General features: G+C 67.4%; 16 protein-coding genes. 6 read left to right on the forward strand and 10 right to left on the reverse strand.

The features are described 5' to 3' along the window. Positions 1 to 174 precede the first annotated feature (174 nt). Complete coding sequence (locus QZ749_RS07960) at positions 175 to 678, reverse strand: YqaA family protein (RefSeq protein ID WP_296945338.1); 504 nt, start codon at positions 676 to 678, stop codon at positions 175 to 177. A gap of 175 nt (positions 679 to 853) precedes the next feature. Here QZ749_RS07960 and ilvA point away from each other — a divergent pair, with 175 nt between their 5' ends. The 5 genes from ilvA to rapZ all read left to right on the forward strand — a co-directional run bounded on the left by ilvA (position 854) and on the right by rapZ (position 6,113). Next, a complete protein-coding gene (gene ilvA / locus QZ749_RS07965; RefSeq protein ID WP_296945340.1) occupies positions 854 to 2,386 on the forward strand; it encodes a threonine ammonia-lyase, biosynthetic in 1,533 nt (510 codons plus the stop codon). A 200-nt stretch (positions 2,387 to 2,586) separates the two neighbouring features. After that, positions 2,587 to 3,417, forward strand: a complete 831-nt coding sequence (gene queF, locus QZ749_RS07970) for an NADPH-dependent 7-cyano-7-deazaguanine reductase QueF (protein ID WP_296945341.1) — start codon at positions 2,587 to 2,589, stop codon at positions 3,415 to 3,417. A 345-nt stretch (positions 3,418 to 3,762) separates the two neighbouring features. Next, a complete protein-coding gene (locus tag QZ749_RS07975; protein ID WP_290415441.1) occupies positions 3,763 to 4,245 on the forward strand; it encodes a PTS sugar transporter subunit IIA in 483 nt (160 codons plus the stop codon). Positions 4,246 to 4,287: 42 nt separating this feature from the next. Next, positions 4,288 to 5,223, forward strand: coding sequence for an HPr(Ser) kinase/phosphatase (hprK, locus tag QZ749_RS07980; protein ID WP_290415440.1), 936 nt, complete (start codon positions 4,288 to 4,290; stop codon positions 5,221 to 5,223). A gap of 26 nt (positions 5,224 to 5,249) precedes the next feature. Further along, positions 5,250 to 6,113, forward strand: coding sequence for an RNase adapter RapZ (gene rapZ / locus QZ749_RS07985; RefSeq protein ID WP_296945343.1), 864 nt, complete (start codon positions 5,250 to 5,252; stop codon positions 6,111 to 6,113). A 57-nt stretch (positions 6,114 to 6,170) separates the two neighbouring features. On the opposite strand, the gene QZ749_RS07990 is transcribed toward rapZ, so the two are convergent. The 8 genes from QZ749_RS07990 to QZ749_RS08025 form a co-directional block, all read right to left on the reverse strand. Beyond that, positions 6,171 to 7,253 (reverse strand): enoyl-CoA hydratase/isomerase family protein, encoded by a 1,083-nt coding sequence (locus tag QZ749_RS07990; protein WP_296945344.1) that lies wholly within the window; start codon positions 7,251 to 7,253, stop codon positions 6,171 to 6,173. Between the two features lie 98 nt (positions 7,254 to 7,351). Further along, a complete protein-coding gene (gene hpf / locus QZ749_RS07995; protein WP_296945345.1) occupies positions 7,352 to 7,714 on the reverse strand; it encodes a ribosome hibernation-promoting factor, HPF/YfiA family in 363 nt (120 codons plus the stop codon). 93 nt (positions 7,715 to 7,807) lie between these two features. Then, the gene (locus QZ749_RS08000; RefSeq protein ID WP_296945346.1) at positions 7,808 to 9,295 is read right to left on the reverse strand and encodes an RNA polymerase factor sigma-54; all 1,488 of its coding nucleotides are present in this window, start codon (positions 9,293 to 9,295) and stop codon (positions 7,808 to 7,810) included. Positions 9,296 to 9,297: 2 nt separating this feature from the next. Then, positions 9,298 to 10,074 carry an LPS export ABC transporter ATP-binding protein gene (gene lptB / locus QZ749_RS08005; RefSeq protein WP_296945348.1) on the reverse strand — a complete coding sequence of 259 codons (777 nt, stop codon included), beginning with the start codon at positions 10,072 to 10,074 and terminating at the stop codon, positions 9,298 to 9,300. After that, positions 10,074 to 10,685 (reverse strand): lipopolysaccharide transport periplasmic protein LptA, encoded by a 612-nt coding sequence (gene lptA, locus QZ749_RS08010; protein WP_296945350.1) that lies wholly within the window; start codon positions 10,683 to 10,685, stop codon positions 10,074 to 10,076. Before lptA ends, lptB begins: the two co-directional genes overlap by 1 nt. Before the next feature lie 23 nt (positions 10,686 to 10,708). Then, positions 10,709 to 11,308, reverse strand: a complete 600-nt coding sequence (lptC, locus tag QZ749_RS08015) for an LPS export ABC transporter periplasmic protein LptC (RefSeq protein ID WP_296945351.1) — start codon at positions 11,306 to 11,308, stop codon at positions 10,709 to 10,711. Between the two features lie 5 nt (positions 11,309 to 11,313). Further along, positions 11,314 to 11,844, reverse strand: coding sequence for an HAD family hydrolase (locus tag QZ749_RS08020; protein WP_296945353.1), 531 nt, complete (start codon positions 11,842 to 11,844; stop codon positions 11,314 to 11,316). Beyond that, on the reverse strand, positions 11,844 to 12,866 hold the full coding sequence (locus QZ749_RS08025) for an SIS domain-containing protein (RefSeq protein ID WP_373896797.1): 1,023 nt from the start codon (positions 12,864 to 12,866) through the stop codon (positions 11,844 to 11,846). The genes QZ749_RS08020 and QZ749_RS08025 overlap by 1 nt, the downstream gene beginning before the upstream one ends. 88 nt (positions 12,867 to 12,954) lie before the next feature. On the opposite strand from QZ749_RS08025, the gene QZ749_RS08030 reads away from it, so the two are divergent. Further along, complete coding sequence (locus QZ749_RS08030) at positions 12,955 to 14,937, forward strand: monovalent cation:proton antiporter-2 (CPA2) family protein (protein ID WP_296945355.1); 1,983 nt, start codon at positions 12,955 to 12,957, stop codon at positions 14,935 to 14,937. A 53-nt stretch (positions 14,938 to 14,990) separates the two neighbouring features. Here QZ749_RS08030 and QZ749_RS08035 read toward each other — a convergent pair whose 3' ends face one another. After that, on the reverse strand, positions 14,991 to 15,650 hold the full coding sequence (locus tag QZ749_RS08035) for an NAD(P)-dependent oxidoreductase (RefSeq protein ID WP_296945356.1): 660 nt from the start codon (positions 15,648 to 15,650) through the stop codon (positions 14,991 to 14,993). Between the last annotated feature and the right edge of the window lie 3 nt (positions 15,651 to 15,653).

Genomic DNA, 15,653 nt, shown 5'->3' on the forward strand with positions numbered 1-15,653 from the left:
AAACTACGGAGAAAACGGTTTTCGTGCAAATTTCCGCTGGGTAAACAAAAAAATGGGCAACGAAAAGACGGCCTGCTCAAGAAATGGTCATCTTATCCATGGCGGGTGGGTGCGCGCCGCGACGGCACGCCGGGAGCGGCGCCCCCGAAGGCCGACAGCTGGCCCTGCCCCCGCTCATCCGAATATCCGGCTGGTGGTATCGCCGATCCACTTCCACCACCCGTCGGGCACGTACAGCAGCGTCGCCGTCATGAACACGTAGCGCCCGAACTTGCCGATCGCCATGTAGATCACGCTCGGCCAGAACGGCAGGTGCAGCCAGCCCGCCAGCGTGCACAGCGGGTCGCCGATGCCCGGCACCCAGGACAGCAGCATGGTCTTCGCGCCGTAGCGCGCTAGCCAATGGAACCAGCGCGACTTGCGCTCCTTGGCGAACGCCACCTTGGCGCGGTAGCCGATCCAGTAGTCGACGATGCCGCCCAGCGTGTTGCCGACGGTGGCGACCAGGATCGCCGGCCAGAACATGGCCGGGTTGGCCTTGACGACGGCGAACACGGCCGGCTCCGAGCCGAGCGGCAGCAGGGTGGCGGAAATGAAGGCGATGATGAATACCGACGTGAGCCCCACCGCGGGAGCGGCCAGCAATGCCAGGAGCCAGAGGACGGCGGATTCGATCATCGAAAAGATTGTGGGCAATGGAATGGATGGGGTCCATTATAATGAGGAGCACCCCACCGTCACGACACGGTACGCCAGGCCCTACCCGGTCCCGCGTTCCGTACTGCAATCCTCGGTTATCCGCCATCCAGGAAGTTCAGCGTCGCCCCGGAATCCAGCTTATTCGTATCCGCCAATGACTACCGACTACCTCAAGAAAATCCTCACCGCGCGCGTCTACGACGTGGCGGAAGAGACCCCGCTCGAACTGGCCCCGACCCTGTCGCAGCGCATGGGCAACCGCATTTACTTCAAGCGCGAGGACATGCAGAGCGTGTTCAGCTTCAAGCTGCGCGGGGCCTACAACAAGATGGCGAATCTCTCGTCCGAGCAGCTCAAGCGCGGCGTCATTTGCGCGTCGGCCGGCAACCATGCCCAGGGCGTGGCGCTGTCCGCCAGCCGCCTCGGCTGCCGCGCGCTGGTCGTCATGCCGACCACGACGCCGCCGGTCAAGATCAATGCGGTCAAGGCGCGCGGCGGCGCCAACGTCGAGATCGTGCTGCACGGCGACTCCTACACCGACGCCTACAACCACGCCCTGACGCTGGAGCGCGAGCAGAAGCTCACCTTCGTGCACCCGTTCGACGATCCGGACGTGATCGCCGGCCAGGGCACCATCGGCATGGAAATCCTGCGCCAGCATTCCGGCCCGATCCACGCGATCTTCGTGGCGATCGGCGGCGGCGGCCTGGTGGCCGGCGTGGGCGCCTACGTCAAGGCGGTGCGTCCGGACATCAAGGTCATCGGCGTGCAGACCATCGATTCCGACGCGATGGCGAAAAGCCTGAAGGCCGGCGAACGCGTCACCCTCCCCGACGTCGGCTTGTTTTCCGACGGCACCGCGGTGCGCCTGGTCGGCGAGGAAACCTTCCGCCTGGCGCAGGAAGTCGTCGACGAGATCATCATCGTCGACACCGATGCGATCTGCGCGGCCATCCAGGACGTGTTCCAGGATACCCGCAGCATCCTCGAGCCGGCCGGCGCGCTGGCCGTGGCCGGCGCCAAGGCCTACGTCGAACGCTCGCAGATGGCGCGCGCGCCGGTGAAGAACGAAACCCTGGTCGCGGTGGCCTGCGGCGCCAACATGAACTTCGACCGCCTGCGCTTCGTGGCCGAGCGCGCCGAGGTCGGCGAGGCGCGCGAAGCCGTGTTCGCCGTGACGATTCCCGAACAGCGCGGCAGCTTCAAGCGCTTCTGCGGCCTGGTCGGCCCGCGCAACGTCACCGAATTCATCTACCGCATCAGCGACGAGCGCCAGGCCCACGTCTTCGTCGGCGTGCAGATCGGCAGCCGCAGCGAATCGGGCACGGTCGCGCGCACCTTCGAGGAACACGGTTTCCGTACCCTCGACCTGACGCACGACGAACTGGCCAAGCAGCACGTGCGCCACCTGGTCGGCGGCAAGAGCCCGCTGGCGCACGACGAACTGCTGTACCGCTTCGAGTTCCCGGAACGCCCGGGCGCGCTGATGCGTTTCCTGGACAGCATGGCGCCGAACTGGAACATCTCGCTGTTCCACTACCGCAACCAGGGCGGCGACGTGGGCCGCATCCTGGTCGGCCTGCAGGTGCCCGGCGGGGAGATGGACGAGTTCCGGCAGTTCCTGGCGACGCTGGGGTACCGGCATTGGGACGAGAGCGCGAACCCGGTGTACAAATTGTTCTTGTAAGCGTCGGCGGTGGTGCGCACGGGGTGCGCACCCTACGACCTTGCGCCAAAACAAACCGGGGTCAGAGCCCGGCTCTGACCCCGGTTTGTTTTGGCGCAAAGCGGACCGGACATGCGCCCTATGGCTGAAAGGTGTACGATACGCGGCTTTGCCGCCGCCGGAACGGCATCGGAATACTGTCCGGCGCTTCGAGAGACACCATGAACAATACCCCCGATCAATCGCCGCTTGGCAAAACCTCGGCCTACCAGACCGAGTACACGCCCGAGCTGCTGTTTCCGATCCCGCGCCAGCAAAAGCGTGACGAACTCGGCCTTTCCGGCACCCTGCCCTTCTTCGGCGTGGACATCTGGAATGCCTACGAACTGTCGTGGCTGAACATGCGCGGCAAGCCGCAGGTGGCGATCGCGACCTTCAGCGCGCCCGCGGATTCGCCCAATATCGTCGAATCGAAATCGTTCAAGCTGTACCTGAATTCCTTCAACCAGACCCGCCTGGCGAACACCGACGCCCTGCTGGCCCTGCTGCGCGACGACCTGTCGAACGCCTTCGGCGCGCCGGTGCACGTGACCCTGACCCTGCCGGAAGACTTCGACAAGCTGAAGATGGGCGAACTGGACGGCCTGCTGCTGGACCGCCTCGACGTCGAGATCGACACCTACAGCCCGTCGCCACAATTGCTCAAGGCCAACCACAACGAGGCGGCCGTCGAGGAGACGCTGGTGTCGCACCTGCTGAAGTCGAATTGCCTCGTCACCGGCCAGCCGGACTGGGGCAGCGTGCAGATCCGCTACGCCGGCCCGCAGATCGACCAGGAAAGCCTGCTCAAGTACCTGATTGGTTTCCGGGAACACAACGAATTCCACGAGCAATGTGTCGAGCGCATCTTCACGGACATCCTGCGCCAATGCAAGCCGCACAAGCTGGCGGTGTATGCCCGCTACACCCGGCGCGGCGGGCTCGACATCAATCCCTGGCGCGCCAACTTCAGCACCGGCAAGCCGTCCAACCTGCGCACCGCGCGCCAGTGATCATCATCCCGACGGGTGATTTTCCGGCGACCGTCCCCATCTAGTGTCCGTTTCAGGCGACACGCCGCCGCCCCCGGCGGCGCGCATCGTCGATGCTCGATATGCAAGGATACAGCCAGAAAAATCGCAGGATCAGCCCCGGGACAGACGTTTCGTGCGTCAAACCCGGGATTTCATAACGGAAATTGCGTACACCCGAACGTGGCTTTCCCGACACCTTTCCGACGCTTCGCGGCGGGGAAGGAACAGGCGCCCGGCCGGGTGCGAAATCGAATTACACGGCCATGAAACCGGCCTATAATTCCCGCTCGCAAGCCCTGTGGGGCACCGCACTAGAAGCGTGTCATGACTAATTTAAGCAAAATCCTCTCGCTCGAAAACGTTCAGCTCGATCTGGAAGTGTCGAGCAAGAAACGCGCCTTCGAACAGGCCGGCCTGATTTTCGAGAACAATTGCGGCATCGCCCGCTCGACCGTCTCGGACAACCTGTTCGCGCGCGAGCGCCTCGGTTCCACCGGCCTCGGCCACGGCGTCGCCGTGCCGCACGGCCGCATCAAGGGCAGCAAGAGCCTGAAGTCGCCGCTGGCCGCCTTCGTGCGCCTGGTCGAGCCGATCCCGTTCGAATCGCCGGACGGGCAGCCGGTCAAGCTGCTGTTCTTCCTCCTGATCCCGGACCACGTGACCCAGCAGCACCTGGAGATCCTGTCCGAGATCGCCGAGCTGTTCTCGGACGAGGCGGTCCGCACGGCGCTGGCCACCGACCCGGACCCGAAATCGGTCCACGAACGCATCATCAACTGGCAACCGAGCCTGCAGGCACTGGGCTGAGCCCGACCCGCTGCGCCCTCCCTGCCCCATCCGATCATGCCCATGCTGCAGACACCGCTGACCATCCAGAGGCTGTACGACGACAATCGCGATACGCTGCAACTGGGCTGGTTCGCCGGCTTTCCCGGCGGCGAGCGGCTGATCTCGGGCGACGCCGTCTCGGCGGCCGACCAGGTCGGCCACCTGAACCTGATCCACCCGGGCCGCATCCAGGTGTTCGGGCACCAGGAACTGAATTACTACCAGCGCCTGAAATCCGGCTCGCGCAGCCACGTGATCGGCGAACTGATCGCGGGCGAGCCGCCCGCGCTGATCATCGCCCAAGGCCTCGACACGCCGCCGGACATCCTCGCCATCTGCGACGAAAAGAACATCCCGCTGTTCTCGACGCCGCTGCCGGCCGCCCAGGTGATCGACTTCCTGCGCGTCTACTTGTCCAAGAAACTGGCGCAGCGCGTGATCATGCACGGCGTGTTCATGGACGTGCTGGGCGTGGGCGTCCTGATCACCGGCGACTCGGGCCTGGGCAAGAGCGAACTGGGCCTGGAACTGATCTCGCGCTCGCACGGGCTGGTGGCCGACGACGCCGTCGAATTCTCGCGCATCGCCCCCAACATGATCGAGGGCCGCTGCCCGCCGCTGCTGCAGAACCTGCTCGAAGTGCGCGGCCTGGGCCTGCTCGACATCAAGGCCATCTTCGGCGAGACGGCGGTGCGCCGCAAGATGCGCCTGAAGCTGATCGTCCACCTGGTCAAGCGCGGCGCGCTCGACGAGGAAGTCGAACGCCTGCCCTTCCACTTCCCCACCGAGGACGTGCTGGGCCTGCCGATCCGCAAGGTCGTGATCCCGGTCGCGGCCGGCCGCAACATCGCGGTGCTGCTGGAGGCCGCCGTGCGCAACACGATCCTGCAACTGCGCGGGATCGACACGCTGCAGGAGTTCATGGAGCGTCAACGGCAAGCGATGAGCAGCGACTGACCCGCGCCGGTGCTATCATCCCCCGCATGCGCATCCTACTCATCACCGGTATCTCGGGCTCCGGCAAATCGGTCGCCCTGAACGTCCTCGAAGACGCAGGCTATTACTGCGTCGACAATCTGCCCCCGGCCCTGCTGCCGCACCTGGTCAAGACCGTCGACGGCGACGACAGCCAGCGCATCGCCGTGGCCGTCGACGCGCGCAGCGCGCGCTCGCTGGCGGAGCTGCCGACCACGGTCGCCCAGCTGCGCGCCGAAGGCCACCTCGTCAAGGTGATCTTCCTGACGTCCAGCACGCATTCGCTGGTCGCGCGCTTCTCGGAAACGCGGCGCAGCCATCCGCTGTCGCACGAGCTGCGCCCGAACGAGAATCCGGCCGCGCGCCGCACGCTGATCGAATGCATCCTGGAAGAGCGCGAGCGCCTGCTGCCGATCGAGAAGCTGGGCCACGTGATCGACACGTCGGAGCTGTCCGCCAACAAGCTGCGCGCCTGGGTCAAGGAACTGGCCGAGGTCGAATACGCGCCGCTGACGCTGTTCTTCGAATCCTTCGCCTTCAAGCACGGCGTGCCGCTCGACGCCGACTTCGTGTTCGACGTGCGCGCCGTGCCGAATCCCTACTACGACCTGGCGCTGCGTCCGCTGAACGGCAAGGACGCGCCCGTCATCGCCTTCCTCGACGCGCAGCCGCAGGCGATCGAGCTGCTGTCCGACATCCGCGCCTTCGTCGCCAAGTGGCTGCCCTCGTTCAAGCGCGACAACCGCAGCTACCTGACGGTGGCGGTCGGCTGCACGGGCGGCCAGCACCGCTCCGTCTACATGGCCGAACGCCTGGGCGCCTACTTCGCCGATACCGAACGGGTCGTCATCCGCCATAGGGAGCAGCCTTAGGGGTCAGAGCCCGGTTTTTCCTTTCGGGCTCTGACCCCGATTTTCCCCCGCGGCCCATCAAAGATGCCGCAACGGATGCGCCCACGCCGGCCACACCGGCTCGAAGAAGCGCGCCACCATCGCCGTCGTCACCTCGTCCAGCGCGGGCGGATTCCAGCGCGGCGCATTGTCCTTGTCGATGACCAGCGCGCGCACGCCTTCCAGCACTTCGCCGTGCTCGAAATTGCGGCGCACCAGCGAACGCTCCATGCGCAGGCAGTCGGCCACGCCGAGCGCCTGCGCGCGTTCCAGCAGCGCGTGGGTCACGCACATCATCAGGGGCGAGCGCTGGCGCATCATGGCCAGCGCCTGCTGCGCGAACGGGTCCGCATCGGCCGCCAGCGCGGCCATCGTGTCCGCCACGGTGGCCGCGCCGAAGTGCGCGTCGATGCGCGCGCGCTGCGCTTCCAGTGCGCTGGGGCCGGCCTGGTCCGCGAACGGGGCGGCGAAGGCGCGCAGCGCGTCCGCCAGTGCCGCGCCCGGCGTGGAGGCGACCAGCGCATGCAGCGCCGCCATCTGCGCGCCCGGCACGAACAGGTCGGCCAGGCCCAGGTACAGGGCGTCGGCGGCGCCGACCGTGGCGCCCGTCAGGCCCAGGTAGTAGCCCAGGCGGCCCGGCGCATGCGACAGGAAGTGGCTGCCGCCGACGTCCGGGAACAGGCCGATGTTCACCTCGGGCATGGCCATCCTGGTGCGCTCGGTCACGATGCGCAGGCCGCAGCCGGGACCGCCCTGGGCGATGCCCATGCCGCCGCCCATCACCACGCCGTCCATCAGCGCGATATACGGTTTCGGATAGAAGTGGATCAGGTGGTTGAGCGCGTATTCCTCGGTGAAGAAATCCTCGAGCAGCGCGCTGCCGCCCATCGGGGTCGCGTTGCCGACTTCGTGGAAGAAGCGGATGTCGCCGCCGGCGCACAGCGCCTTCTCGCTGCTGCTCCGGATGACGACGGCGGCGACGGCGGGATCGTCGCGCCAGGCCGCCAGCGTCGCGGTCAGCGCGCGCACCATCGGCAGCGACAGCGAGTTCAGCGCCTTCGGGCGGTCCAGGGTGATGATGCCGGTGCCGTCGGCGAGGCGGGTCAGTACGTGTTCGCTCATGTCTCTCGTCGTTCGAATGTTCGGAGCGACATTTTAACGCCTGCCCAATCATCAAAAAGGGCGCCGATGCGCCCTTTGTTCACGATGCTGCTGCCGGCTCAGGCCGTGGCAGGTTCAGCGTCTCCGCCCGCATCCGGCATGCGCTTCGGCGAGGTATGGGTGAAGTCCTGCATCATCTGCTTGTACTTCATGACCTGGCGGTCGAGCCGGTCCATCAGCATGTCGATCGCGGCGTACAGGTCGTGCGCGGCGCTGGCGACGTGGAGGATCTTGCCCGCGACACGCAGGTTGATCTCGGCCTTCTGGCGCTTTTCCTTCTCGGTAAGGTTGTCGATGCAGAGGATGACGTGGGAGTCGATGACTTGGTCGAAATGACGGGTGATGCGTTCGAGCTTGTTCTGTACGTATTCTCGGATTGCCGGGGTAACATCGAGATGATGTCCGCTGATAGTGAGATTCATACACACTCCTTTGAAGATGCGCTGCCGGCCATGCGCGCCTCGGCGCACGAGGCAGCGGTGTGACAAGAACTTGCTACGTGGTCTTTCTTCGTTCTACAAGGATTTGCGAAGGCTGACGGGCGGGATCTTCAGGGCCTCGCGGTACTTGGCGACGGTGCGCCGCGCGATGACCATTCCCTGTTCCCCCAACATGTCCGCAATCTTGCTGTCGGATAAAGGGTTCTTGGGGTCTTCTGCTCCTGTAAGTTGCACGATGAGAGCCCGGATCGCCGTCGAGGATGCTTCTCCTCCCGCCTCGGTGGCAACATGACTCCCGAAGAAATACTTCAACTCGAACATGCCGTGCGGGGTCAGCATGTATTTCTGAGTTGTGACTCGAGAAATTGTGCTCTCGTGTAGACCTAGTGTATCAGCTATCTCGCGCAAAACAAGGGGCCGCATGGCAACCGCGCCATGGGAGAAAAAATTGCGCTGGCGGTCCACGATCGCCTGCGCCACGCGCAGGATCGTGTCGAAGCGCTGGCGCATGTTCTTGATGAGCCACTTGGCTTCCTGCAACTGCGCATTCATCTGCGTCTCGGACTTGCCCTGCTTGAGCGCCTGCGCATACAGGCTGTTCACGCGCAGGCGCGGCATCACGTCCGGGTTCAGCTGCACGCTCCAGCCGTCCTTGGCGCGGCGCACGATCACGTCCGGCACCACGAAGTCGGACACGTCCGAGGCGAACGCCGCGCCCGGGTGCGGATTGCACTGGCGGATCACGGCCTGGGCCTCGCGCAGGTCTTCGTCGTCGCAGTCCAGCGCCTTTTTCAGCTTGTTGAACTCGCGCTGCGCGAACCAGGTCAGGTACTTCTCGACGATGACCAGCGCCATGCGCCGCGTCACCATCGGCACGCCGGGCAGGCGCCGGATCTGCAGCGCCAGGCACTCGGCCGCGCTGCGCGCGCCGACGCCGGCCGGATCGAGGCTCTGCACCAGCGCCAGCGCCGTGCGCAGCTCGTCGAACTCGATCCCGAGTTCTTCCGGCAGGCGCCCATGGATGTCGTCCAGCGATTCTTCCAGGTAGCCGTTGTCGTCCAGCGCATCGACGACCAGTTCGACCAGCGCGCAGTCGCGCGGCGCGATGCAGGTCATGCGCACCTGTTCCATCAGGTGCTCGCGCAGCGTGACGGGGCTCGCTTCCAGCTGCGGGCGGCCGTCCTCGTCCTCGCCGCCGCCGCTCCTGGGCGCGTCGTTCCAGTCCATCTCGCCGTCGCCGGCAGGCGCATCGTCGCCGCCCGCGCCTTCGCCGCCCTCGGCCTCGGCGCCCTGCGCGCCGGACGCGCCCTCCTCCCCGCCCGGCTGCTGCGCGGGCGCCTCGCCGGACGGCGCCGGCGCGTTATTGATGGCGCCGTCGGCCAGCAGGCGCACCGAGCGGTCGAGCGGATCGTCCAGGCGTTCGAGCAGCGGATTGTCGCTCAGGACCTGTTCGATTTCCTGGTGCAGTTCGAGCGTGGACAGCTGCAGCAGGCGGATCGATTGCTGGAGTTGCGGCGTGAGCGCGAGGTGCTGGGAAGTCTTGAGTTGCAGCGTCTGTTTCATGTCTACATCCGGAAGTGTTCACCCAGGTAGACGCGGCGCACGGACTCGTTGGCGATGATGTCGTCGGGACGGCCCGATGCCAGCACCGCGCCCTGGTTGATGATGTAGGCGCGGTCGCAGATGCCGAGCGTCTCGCGGACGTTGTGGTCGGTGATCAGGACGCCGATGCCGCGCTCCTTCAGGAAGCGCACGATGCGCTGGATCTCGATCACGGCGATCGGATCCACGCCGGCGAACGGCTCGTCCAGCAGCACGAAGCGCGGGTTGGTGGCCAGCGCGCGCGCGATCTCGACGCGGCGCCGTTCGCCGCCCGACAGCGACAGCGCCGGGTTCTCGCGCAGCTTCTCGATCTGCAGCTCGGTGAGCAGTTCGTCGAGGCGCTCCGCGATGCGCGTCTTGGTCAGCGGCTTGCCGTCCTCGCGCTGCAGTTCCAGCACGGCGCGGATGTTTTCCTCGACGGTCAGCTTGCGGAACACCGAGGCTTCCTGCGGCAGGTAGGACAGGCCCAGCAGCGCGCGCCGGTGGATCGGCAGGCTCGTCACGTCGTCGCCGTCGATGTCGATGCTGCCGGCATCCGACGTGACCAGGCCCACGATCATGTAGAACGAGGTGGTCTTGCCGGCGCCGTTCGGCCCCAGCAGGCCGACCACCTCGCCGCAGGCGACGTCGAGCGAGACGTCGCGCACGACCAGGCGCTTGCCGTAGCTCTTCTGCAGGCCCTTGACGACCAGGGTGCTGCCCGCGCGGGCGACGGGGGTGGTGTCTGCGCGCACCTCCATCACTGCTTCCCTGCCGCCGGTTGTGCGGCCGATTGTGCGGCCGGTTGTGCCGCGGACGCGGCCGGCGCATTGGCTGCCGGCTGGGCGCGGCGCGGCGCCAGCGTGATGCTGCCGCGGCCCTGGCCCTTGACGTCGGCGCCGCTCGGGTCGTTGCGGCCCACCAGCACTTCGCGGCGGCTGTCGTAGGAGATGAACTCGCTGTCCATCGCCTGCGTGACCTTCTGGCCCTCGAGCTGCTTGATGACGGCCTTCGAGAACAGCTTGACCAGGTCGGCGCGCTCGTCGTACTCGATGCGCTGGGCCTGGCCCTCGGCCCACAGGTCGGGGCCGCCGTCGCGCTTCTGGCGGAAGGTGGCGATCTTGCCCGGCGCGGCGGTCAGGATGAAGGTGCGGAAGCCATCCGGCGCCTCCTTGACCTCGGCGCGGTCGGATTTCAGGATCATCGTGCCGCGGGTGATCACGACGTCGCCGACGGCGACGTAGTTCTGCGTCACCTGGTCGACGTGGGAGTCCTTGAAGTCGATCGTGATCGGCTTGAGCGCGTCCGCCTTCTCGGCCGAGGCGGCCAGCGGCACCAGCAGGAAGATGGCGGCGGCGAGTAATTTGTTCATGGTTGTCCTCAGTAAGAGTGGCGTCAGCGCGCCTGGCGCGGCGGATAGGTCGCCCGTCCCTGGCCGAACCGGGCCTGCTGGGTCGCGTTGTTGACCGTCGCGCCGACGGCGTCGATCGTCGCGCTGCCCAGCGTCATCTGCACCGGCTTGTCGGTCCTGGCGATCTCGTCGTCCGTCAGGATCGTCATCGCCTCGGTGCGGATGTGCAGCGCCTGGCTGGTGCCGCTGGCCGGGCGCCGGATGTCGACGTTGCCGGTCAACTCGATGCGGTTCTGGTTCTGGTCGACCAGCGCGTGGTTCGCGGTGGTGGTCATCGGCGGCTTGTCGACCGCCAGGCTCTGCACCACCGGCTTCTCGATCTCGGAGCTGTTGTCGGCCGGGCGGTGGGTCAGGCGCTCGCCCGAGATCACGTAGCGCGGCTTGCCGTCCACCGACATGCGCACGAAGCTGAAGTTGTCGACGATGTAGTCCGGATCGTTGTTCAGGTTGACGCGCGCGTCGTCGGCCTGCCCCTCCATCACCTGCACCAGCCAGAAGCTGCCGAACGCGCAGAACACGGCGAGCAGCATCAGGCCGAGCAGGCGCCAGCGGTGGGCGGTGCGCTTGTACGGGGCGCGGGCCATGGCGCTCATCCGAAATACGGCGCGAGCGCCCGTTCGTAGGTGCCCTGGGCGCGCATCACCATGTCGCACACCTCGCGCACGGCGCCGCGCCCGCCCGGGTTGCGCGTCACGTAGTGGGCGCGGTGCTGCACTTCCGGATGGCCGCTCGGCACCGTGACGGCGAAGCCCACGCGCGTGAGCAGCGGCAGGTCGATCACGTCGTCGCCGATGTAGCCGCACTCCTCGGCCGCGACGCCGGTCTGCGCGAGCAGTTTGGCGAACGCCAGGCGCTTGTCGTGCTGGCCCTGGAACACGTGGGTGATCCCGAGGTCGGCCGCGCGCCTGACCACGATCGGCGACGTGCGCGCGCTGATGATGGCGGTGCGCACGCCGGTGCGGTTGAGCAGCTGGATGCCGAGGCCGTCCAGCACGAAGAAGGTCTTGGCGACCTCGCCGTCCGGGCCGTAGGTCAGGCTGCCGTCGGTGAGCACGCCGTCGACGTCGAAGATCATGACTTTCACGCGCGCCGCGCGTTCCATGTGGGCCAGTGGCGTCATCAGATCACCTTGGCGCGCGTGAGGTCGTGGATGTGCAGCGCGCCCACCAGCCGGTCGTCGGCATCCGTCACCAGCATCTGGTTGATGCGGAATTCCTCCATCACGGCGACGGCGTCGACGGCCAGCTGGTCCGGCTGGATGCGGCGCGGATTCGCGTGCATCACGTCGCGGATCACGACCGCGGAAAAATCCTGGGCCTTGGCGATCAGGCGGCGCAGGTCGCCGTCGGTGAACACGCCGACCGGACGGCCGTCGGCATCCACCACGGCGGTCATGCCCATGCCCTTCTGCGAGATTTCCAGCAGCGCGTCGATCAGCAGCGTGTCCGGCGCGACCGCCGGCACGGCGTCGCCGCTGCGCATCACGTCGCGCACGCGGGTCAGCAGGCGCCGGCCCAGCGCGCCGCCCGGGTGCGACAGCGCGAAGTCTTCCGACTTGAAGCCGCGCAGTTCGAGCAGGGCCACGGCCAGCGCGTCGCCCAGCGCCAGCGTGACGGTGGTGCTGGCGGTGGGCGCCAGGTTCAGCGGGCAGGCTTCCTTGTCGACGGCGACGTCCAGGTGCACGTCGGCGGCCTGCGCCAGGCGCGACTCCGGCTTGCCGGTCATGGCGATCACGGGCACGCCCATGCGCTTGACGGCCGGGATCACGACGGCCAGCTCGCTGCTTTCGCCGGAATACGAGATGGCGATCATCACGTCCTGCGGCGTGACCATGCCGAGGTCGCCGTGCGCCGCCTCGGCCGGGTGCAGGAACAGCGCCGGCGTGCCGGTCGAGGCCAGCGTGGCCGCGATCTTGCGCCCGATGTGACCCGATTTGCCGATGCCGGAGACCACCACGCGGCCCTGGCAGGCCAGCATCAGCGCGATCGCGCGCGGCACGCTGTCGTCGGCGCCCAGGCGGGCCGACAGCTTGCGGATCGCCTCGCCCTCGATGTCCAGCGCCTCGCGGGCCAGTTCCAGGGCGGTGCGCGCCTGGGACTCGTCAAAACTTGTCAACATTATTTTTTCATGGGTTACACTCATAGACAAAGTATAGCCGAATTAGGAAAGCAAGAAACTTGCCAGTCGTAACATACAACACCCTTGACAGGCCCCGGCCTTTGACGACCGCATGACATCCGGCCTCGAACTCACCCTCCTGCTGCTGGGCAGCGCCGTCCTCGGCGTGGTCGCGTTCCGGATGCTGCACCTGCCGCCCATGCTGGGCTACCTGGCGGTGGGCGTGCTGATCGGCCCGAACGCCCTGAACCTGGCCGACAACGGCCCCACCACCCACGCGCTGGCCGAGTTCGGCGTCGTGTTCCTGATGTTCTCGATCGGCCTCGAATTCTCCCTCGGGCAGCTCAAGGCGATGCGCCGCCTGGTGTTCGGCCTCGGGCTGGCCCAGGTGGGGCTGACCATCGCCGCCACCATCGCGGTGTCGTTCCTGACGCGCTACCTGCCGCCGGCGCTGCACGTGGGCTGGCAGGCCGCGCTGGCGCTGGGCGGCGCGCTGGCCATGTCGTCCACGGCCATCGTGGTCAAGCTGCTGACCGAGCGCCTGGAGCTCGAAAGCGAGCACGGACGCCGCATCATCGGCATCCTGCTGTTCCAGGACCTGGCCGTGGTGCCGCTGCTGATCCTGATCCCCTCGCTGGCCAAGCCGGCCGAGGAACTGGCGATGACGCTGGCCTGGGCCGGCCTGAAGGCGGCCGCGGTGCTGGCGCTGCTGCTGTTCTTCGGCCAGAAGCTGATGCGCCAGTGGTTCACCGTCGTCGTCAAGCGCCGCTCGCAGGAACTGTTCATGCTGAACCTGCTGCTGGTGACGCTGGGCGCGGCCTGGATCACCGAGCACGCCGGCCTGTCGATGGCGCTGGGCGCCTTCGTCGCCGGCATGCTGATCTCCGAGACCCAGTACAAGCACCAGGTCGAGGAAGACATCAAGCCCTTCCGCGACGTGCTGCTCGGCCTGTTCTTCATCACCATCGGCATGCTGCTCAACCTGCAGCTGGTGCTGCAGCACTGGTGGATCGTGCTGCTGCTGCTGGTGGTGCCGGTGCTGCTCAAGTTCGCGCTGATCGCGCTGCTGGCCAAGGTCTTCGGCTCCTCCGACGGCATCGCCATGCGCACCGGCCTGGGCCTGGCGCAGGCCGGCGAGTTCGGCTTCGTGCTGCTGAACCTCGCGTCCGACTCGAAGCTGATCGACCCGTTCGTGATCCAGCTGGTGCTGGCCTCGATGGTGCTGTCGATGCTGGCCGCGCCCTTCATCATCGCCAACATGGACAAGCTGGCGATGCTGGTCGCGTCCAACGAATGGATGCTGCAGTCGCTGCAGCTGACGCAGCTGGCCAGCCGCACGATGAAGGCGCAGAAGCACGTGATCATCGCCGGCTTCGGGCGCAGCGGCCAGAGCCTGGCCACGCTGCTGTCCGAGGAAAAGCTGCCGTGGTACGCGCTCGACCTGGACCCGGAGCGGGTGCAGGAGGCGCGCAGCGCCGGCATCGACGTGTCGTACGGCGACTGCACGCGCCGCGAGGCGCTGATCGCGGCCGGCATCAACCGCGCCAGCGCCCTCGTCATCACCTTCGCCGACACGCGCCTGGCGCTGAAGGTGCTGCACCTGGTGCACGAGCTGGCGCCGGAACTGCAGGTCATCGTGCGCGCCCACGACGATACCGAACTCGACATGCTGAAGCAGGCCGGGGCCACCGAGGTCGTGCCGGAAGCGCTGGAGTCGAGCCTGATGCTGGCCTCGCACGCGCTGGTGGCGATGGGCGTGCCGCTGCGCCGCGTGGTGCACCGCGTGCAGGCCGCGCGCGACGAGCGCTACGCCTCGCTGCGCGGCTACTTCCACGGCGCCAGCGACGCCGCCGACGACGAGGCGGCCGGGATGCACCTGCACTCGGTGACGCTGAAGGACGATGCCGACGCGGTCGGCCGGCGCCTGATGGAGCTGGAACTGGAAGGCATGGGCGCCCAGGTCACGGCCGTGCGGCGCGGCGCCACGCGCTTCGCGCCCGATGCGCAGACCGAACTGCGGGCCGGCGACGTGGTGGTCCTGCGCGGCACGGGCGACGCCGTCAGCCGCGCCGAAGGGCGCCTGGCGCGGACGTAGGTGCGCTCCCCGAGCGCACCGGGCGTCGCCGCGTCTCCGCGTCGCAGATCCGGTTACGCGGCGGCGGCCACCGTGAACCGCGCCCGCACGTGGCGCGGCCGCTCGATCTCGTCGACGATGGCCACCGCCAGGTCGGCCACCGAGATGCCGGCGGGCCGCTCGCCGTCCATCAAGAGCGCATCGGCACCGACGCGATAGGCGCCGCTGCGCTCCCCCGGCGCCAGCATGGCCGGCGGGCTCAGGAAGGTCCAGTCGAGCGCGGTATTGGCCTGCAGCTCGGCCAGGGCGTCGCGCGCCGCCTGCGCGCCCGGCACGATGTTCGGCGGAACGTGGTCGGTGAATTGCGGCGTGTCGACCAGCTGCACGCCGGGCGCCACGAACAGGCTGCCGGCGCCGCCGACCACCAGCAGGCGGCGCACGCCCGCGGCCTCGACGCCGCGCGCGATCGCGCGGCTGCCTTCCATGAATTTCGCGTACAGCCCGGGAGCGTCCCAGCCCGGATTGAAGGCCGAGACCACGGCATCGTGGCCGCGCACGGCCTGCGCCACCGCGTCCGGGTCGGTGGCGTCGAGCGCGCGCGGCGCCAGCTGCGCGCGCGCTTCCAGACGGTCCGGGTTGCGCACCAGCGCAGTGACGTCGTGGCCGCGCGCCAGCAGTTCGGTCAGGACGGCGGCGCCGACGAATCCGGTGGCGCCGATCAGGGCGATCTTCATGTG

The organism is uncultured Massilia sp., from assembly GCF_913773735.1.
Taxonomy (GTDB): domain Bacteria; phylum Pseudomonadota; class Gammaproteobacteria; order Burkholderiales; family Burkholderiaceae_D; genus Telluria.

What these genes read in the sequence shown, in the direction of transcription:
- queF (WP_296945341.1), top strand. Translation starts at nt 2,587, where the DNA reads ATGAACAATACCCCCGATCAATCGCCGCTTGGCAAAACCTCGGCCTAC.
- QZ749_RS08025 (WP_373896797.1), bottom strand. Translation starts at nt 12,866, where the DNA reads ATGAGTGTAACCCATGAAAAAATAATGTTGACAAGTTTTGACGAGTCC.
- QZ749_RS08020 (WP_296945353.1), bottom strand. Translation starts at nt 11,844, where the DNA reads ATGACGCCACTGGCCCACATGGAACGCGCGGCGCGCGTGAAAGTCATG.
- QZ749_RS07975 (WP_290415441.1), top strand. Translation starts at nt 3,763, where the DNA reads ATGACTAATTTAAGCAAAATCCTCTCGCTCGAAAACGTTCAGCTCGAT.
- lptC (WP_296945351.1), bottom strand. Translation starts at nt 11,308, where the DNA reads ATGGCCCGCGCCCCGTACAAGCGCACCGCCCACCGCTGGCGCCTGCTC.
- QZ749_RS07990 (WP_296945344.1), bottom strand. Translation starts at nt 7,253, where the DNA reads ATGAGCGAACACGTACTGACCCGCCTCGCCGACGGCACCGGCATCATC.
- hprK (WP_290415440.1), top strand. Translation starts at nt 4,288, where the DNA reads ATGCTGCAGACACCGCTGACCATCCAGAGGCTGTACGACGACAATCGC.
- rapZ (WP_296945343.1), top strand. Translation starts at nt 5,250, where the DNA reads ATGCGCATCCTACTCATCACCGGTATCTCGGGCTCCGGCAAATCGGTC.
- QZ749_RS08030 (WP_296945355.1), top strand. Translation starts at nt 12,955, where the DNA reads ATGACATCCGGCCTCGAACTCACCCTCCTGCTGCTGGGCAGCGCCGTC.
- lptB (WP_296945348.1), bottom strand. Translation starts at nt 10,074, where the DNA reads ATGGAGGTGCGCGCAGACACCACCCCCGTCGCCCGCGCGGGCAGCACC.
- hpf (WP_296945345.1), bottom strand. Translation starts at nt 7,714, where the DNA reads ATGAATCTCACTATCAGCGGACATCATCTCGATGTTACCCCGGCAATC.
- lptA (WP_296945350.1), bottom strand. Translation starts at nt 10,685, where the DNA reads ATGAACAAATTACTCGCCGCCGCCATCTTCCTGCTGGTGCCGCTGGCC.
- QZ749_RS08035 (WP_296945356.1), bottom strand. Translation starts at nt 15,650, where the DNA reads ATGAAGATCGCCCTGATCGGCGCCACCGGATTCGTCGGCGCCGCCGTC.
- ilvA (WP_296945340.1), top strand. Translation starts at nt 854, where the DNA reads ATGACTACCGACTACCTCAAGAAAATCCTCACCGCGCGCGTCTACGAC.
- QZ749_RS08000 (WP_296945346.1), bottom strand. Translation starts at nt 9,295, where the DNA reads ATGAAACAGACGCTGCAACTCAAGACTTCCCAGCACCTCGCGCTCACG.
- QZ749_RS07960 (WP_296945338.1), bottom strand. Translation starts at nt 678, where the DNA reads ATGATCGAATCCGCCGTCCTCTGGCTCCTGGCATTGCTGGCCGCTCCC.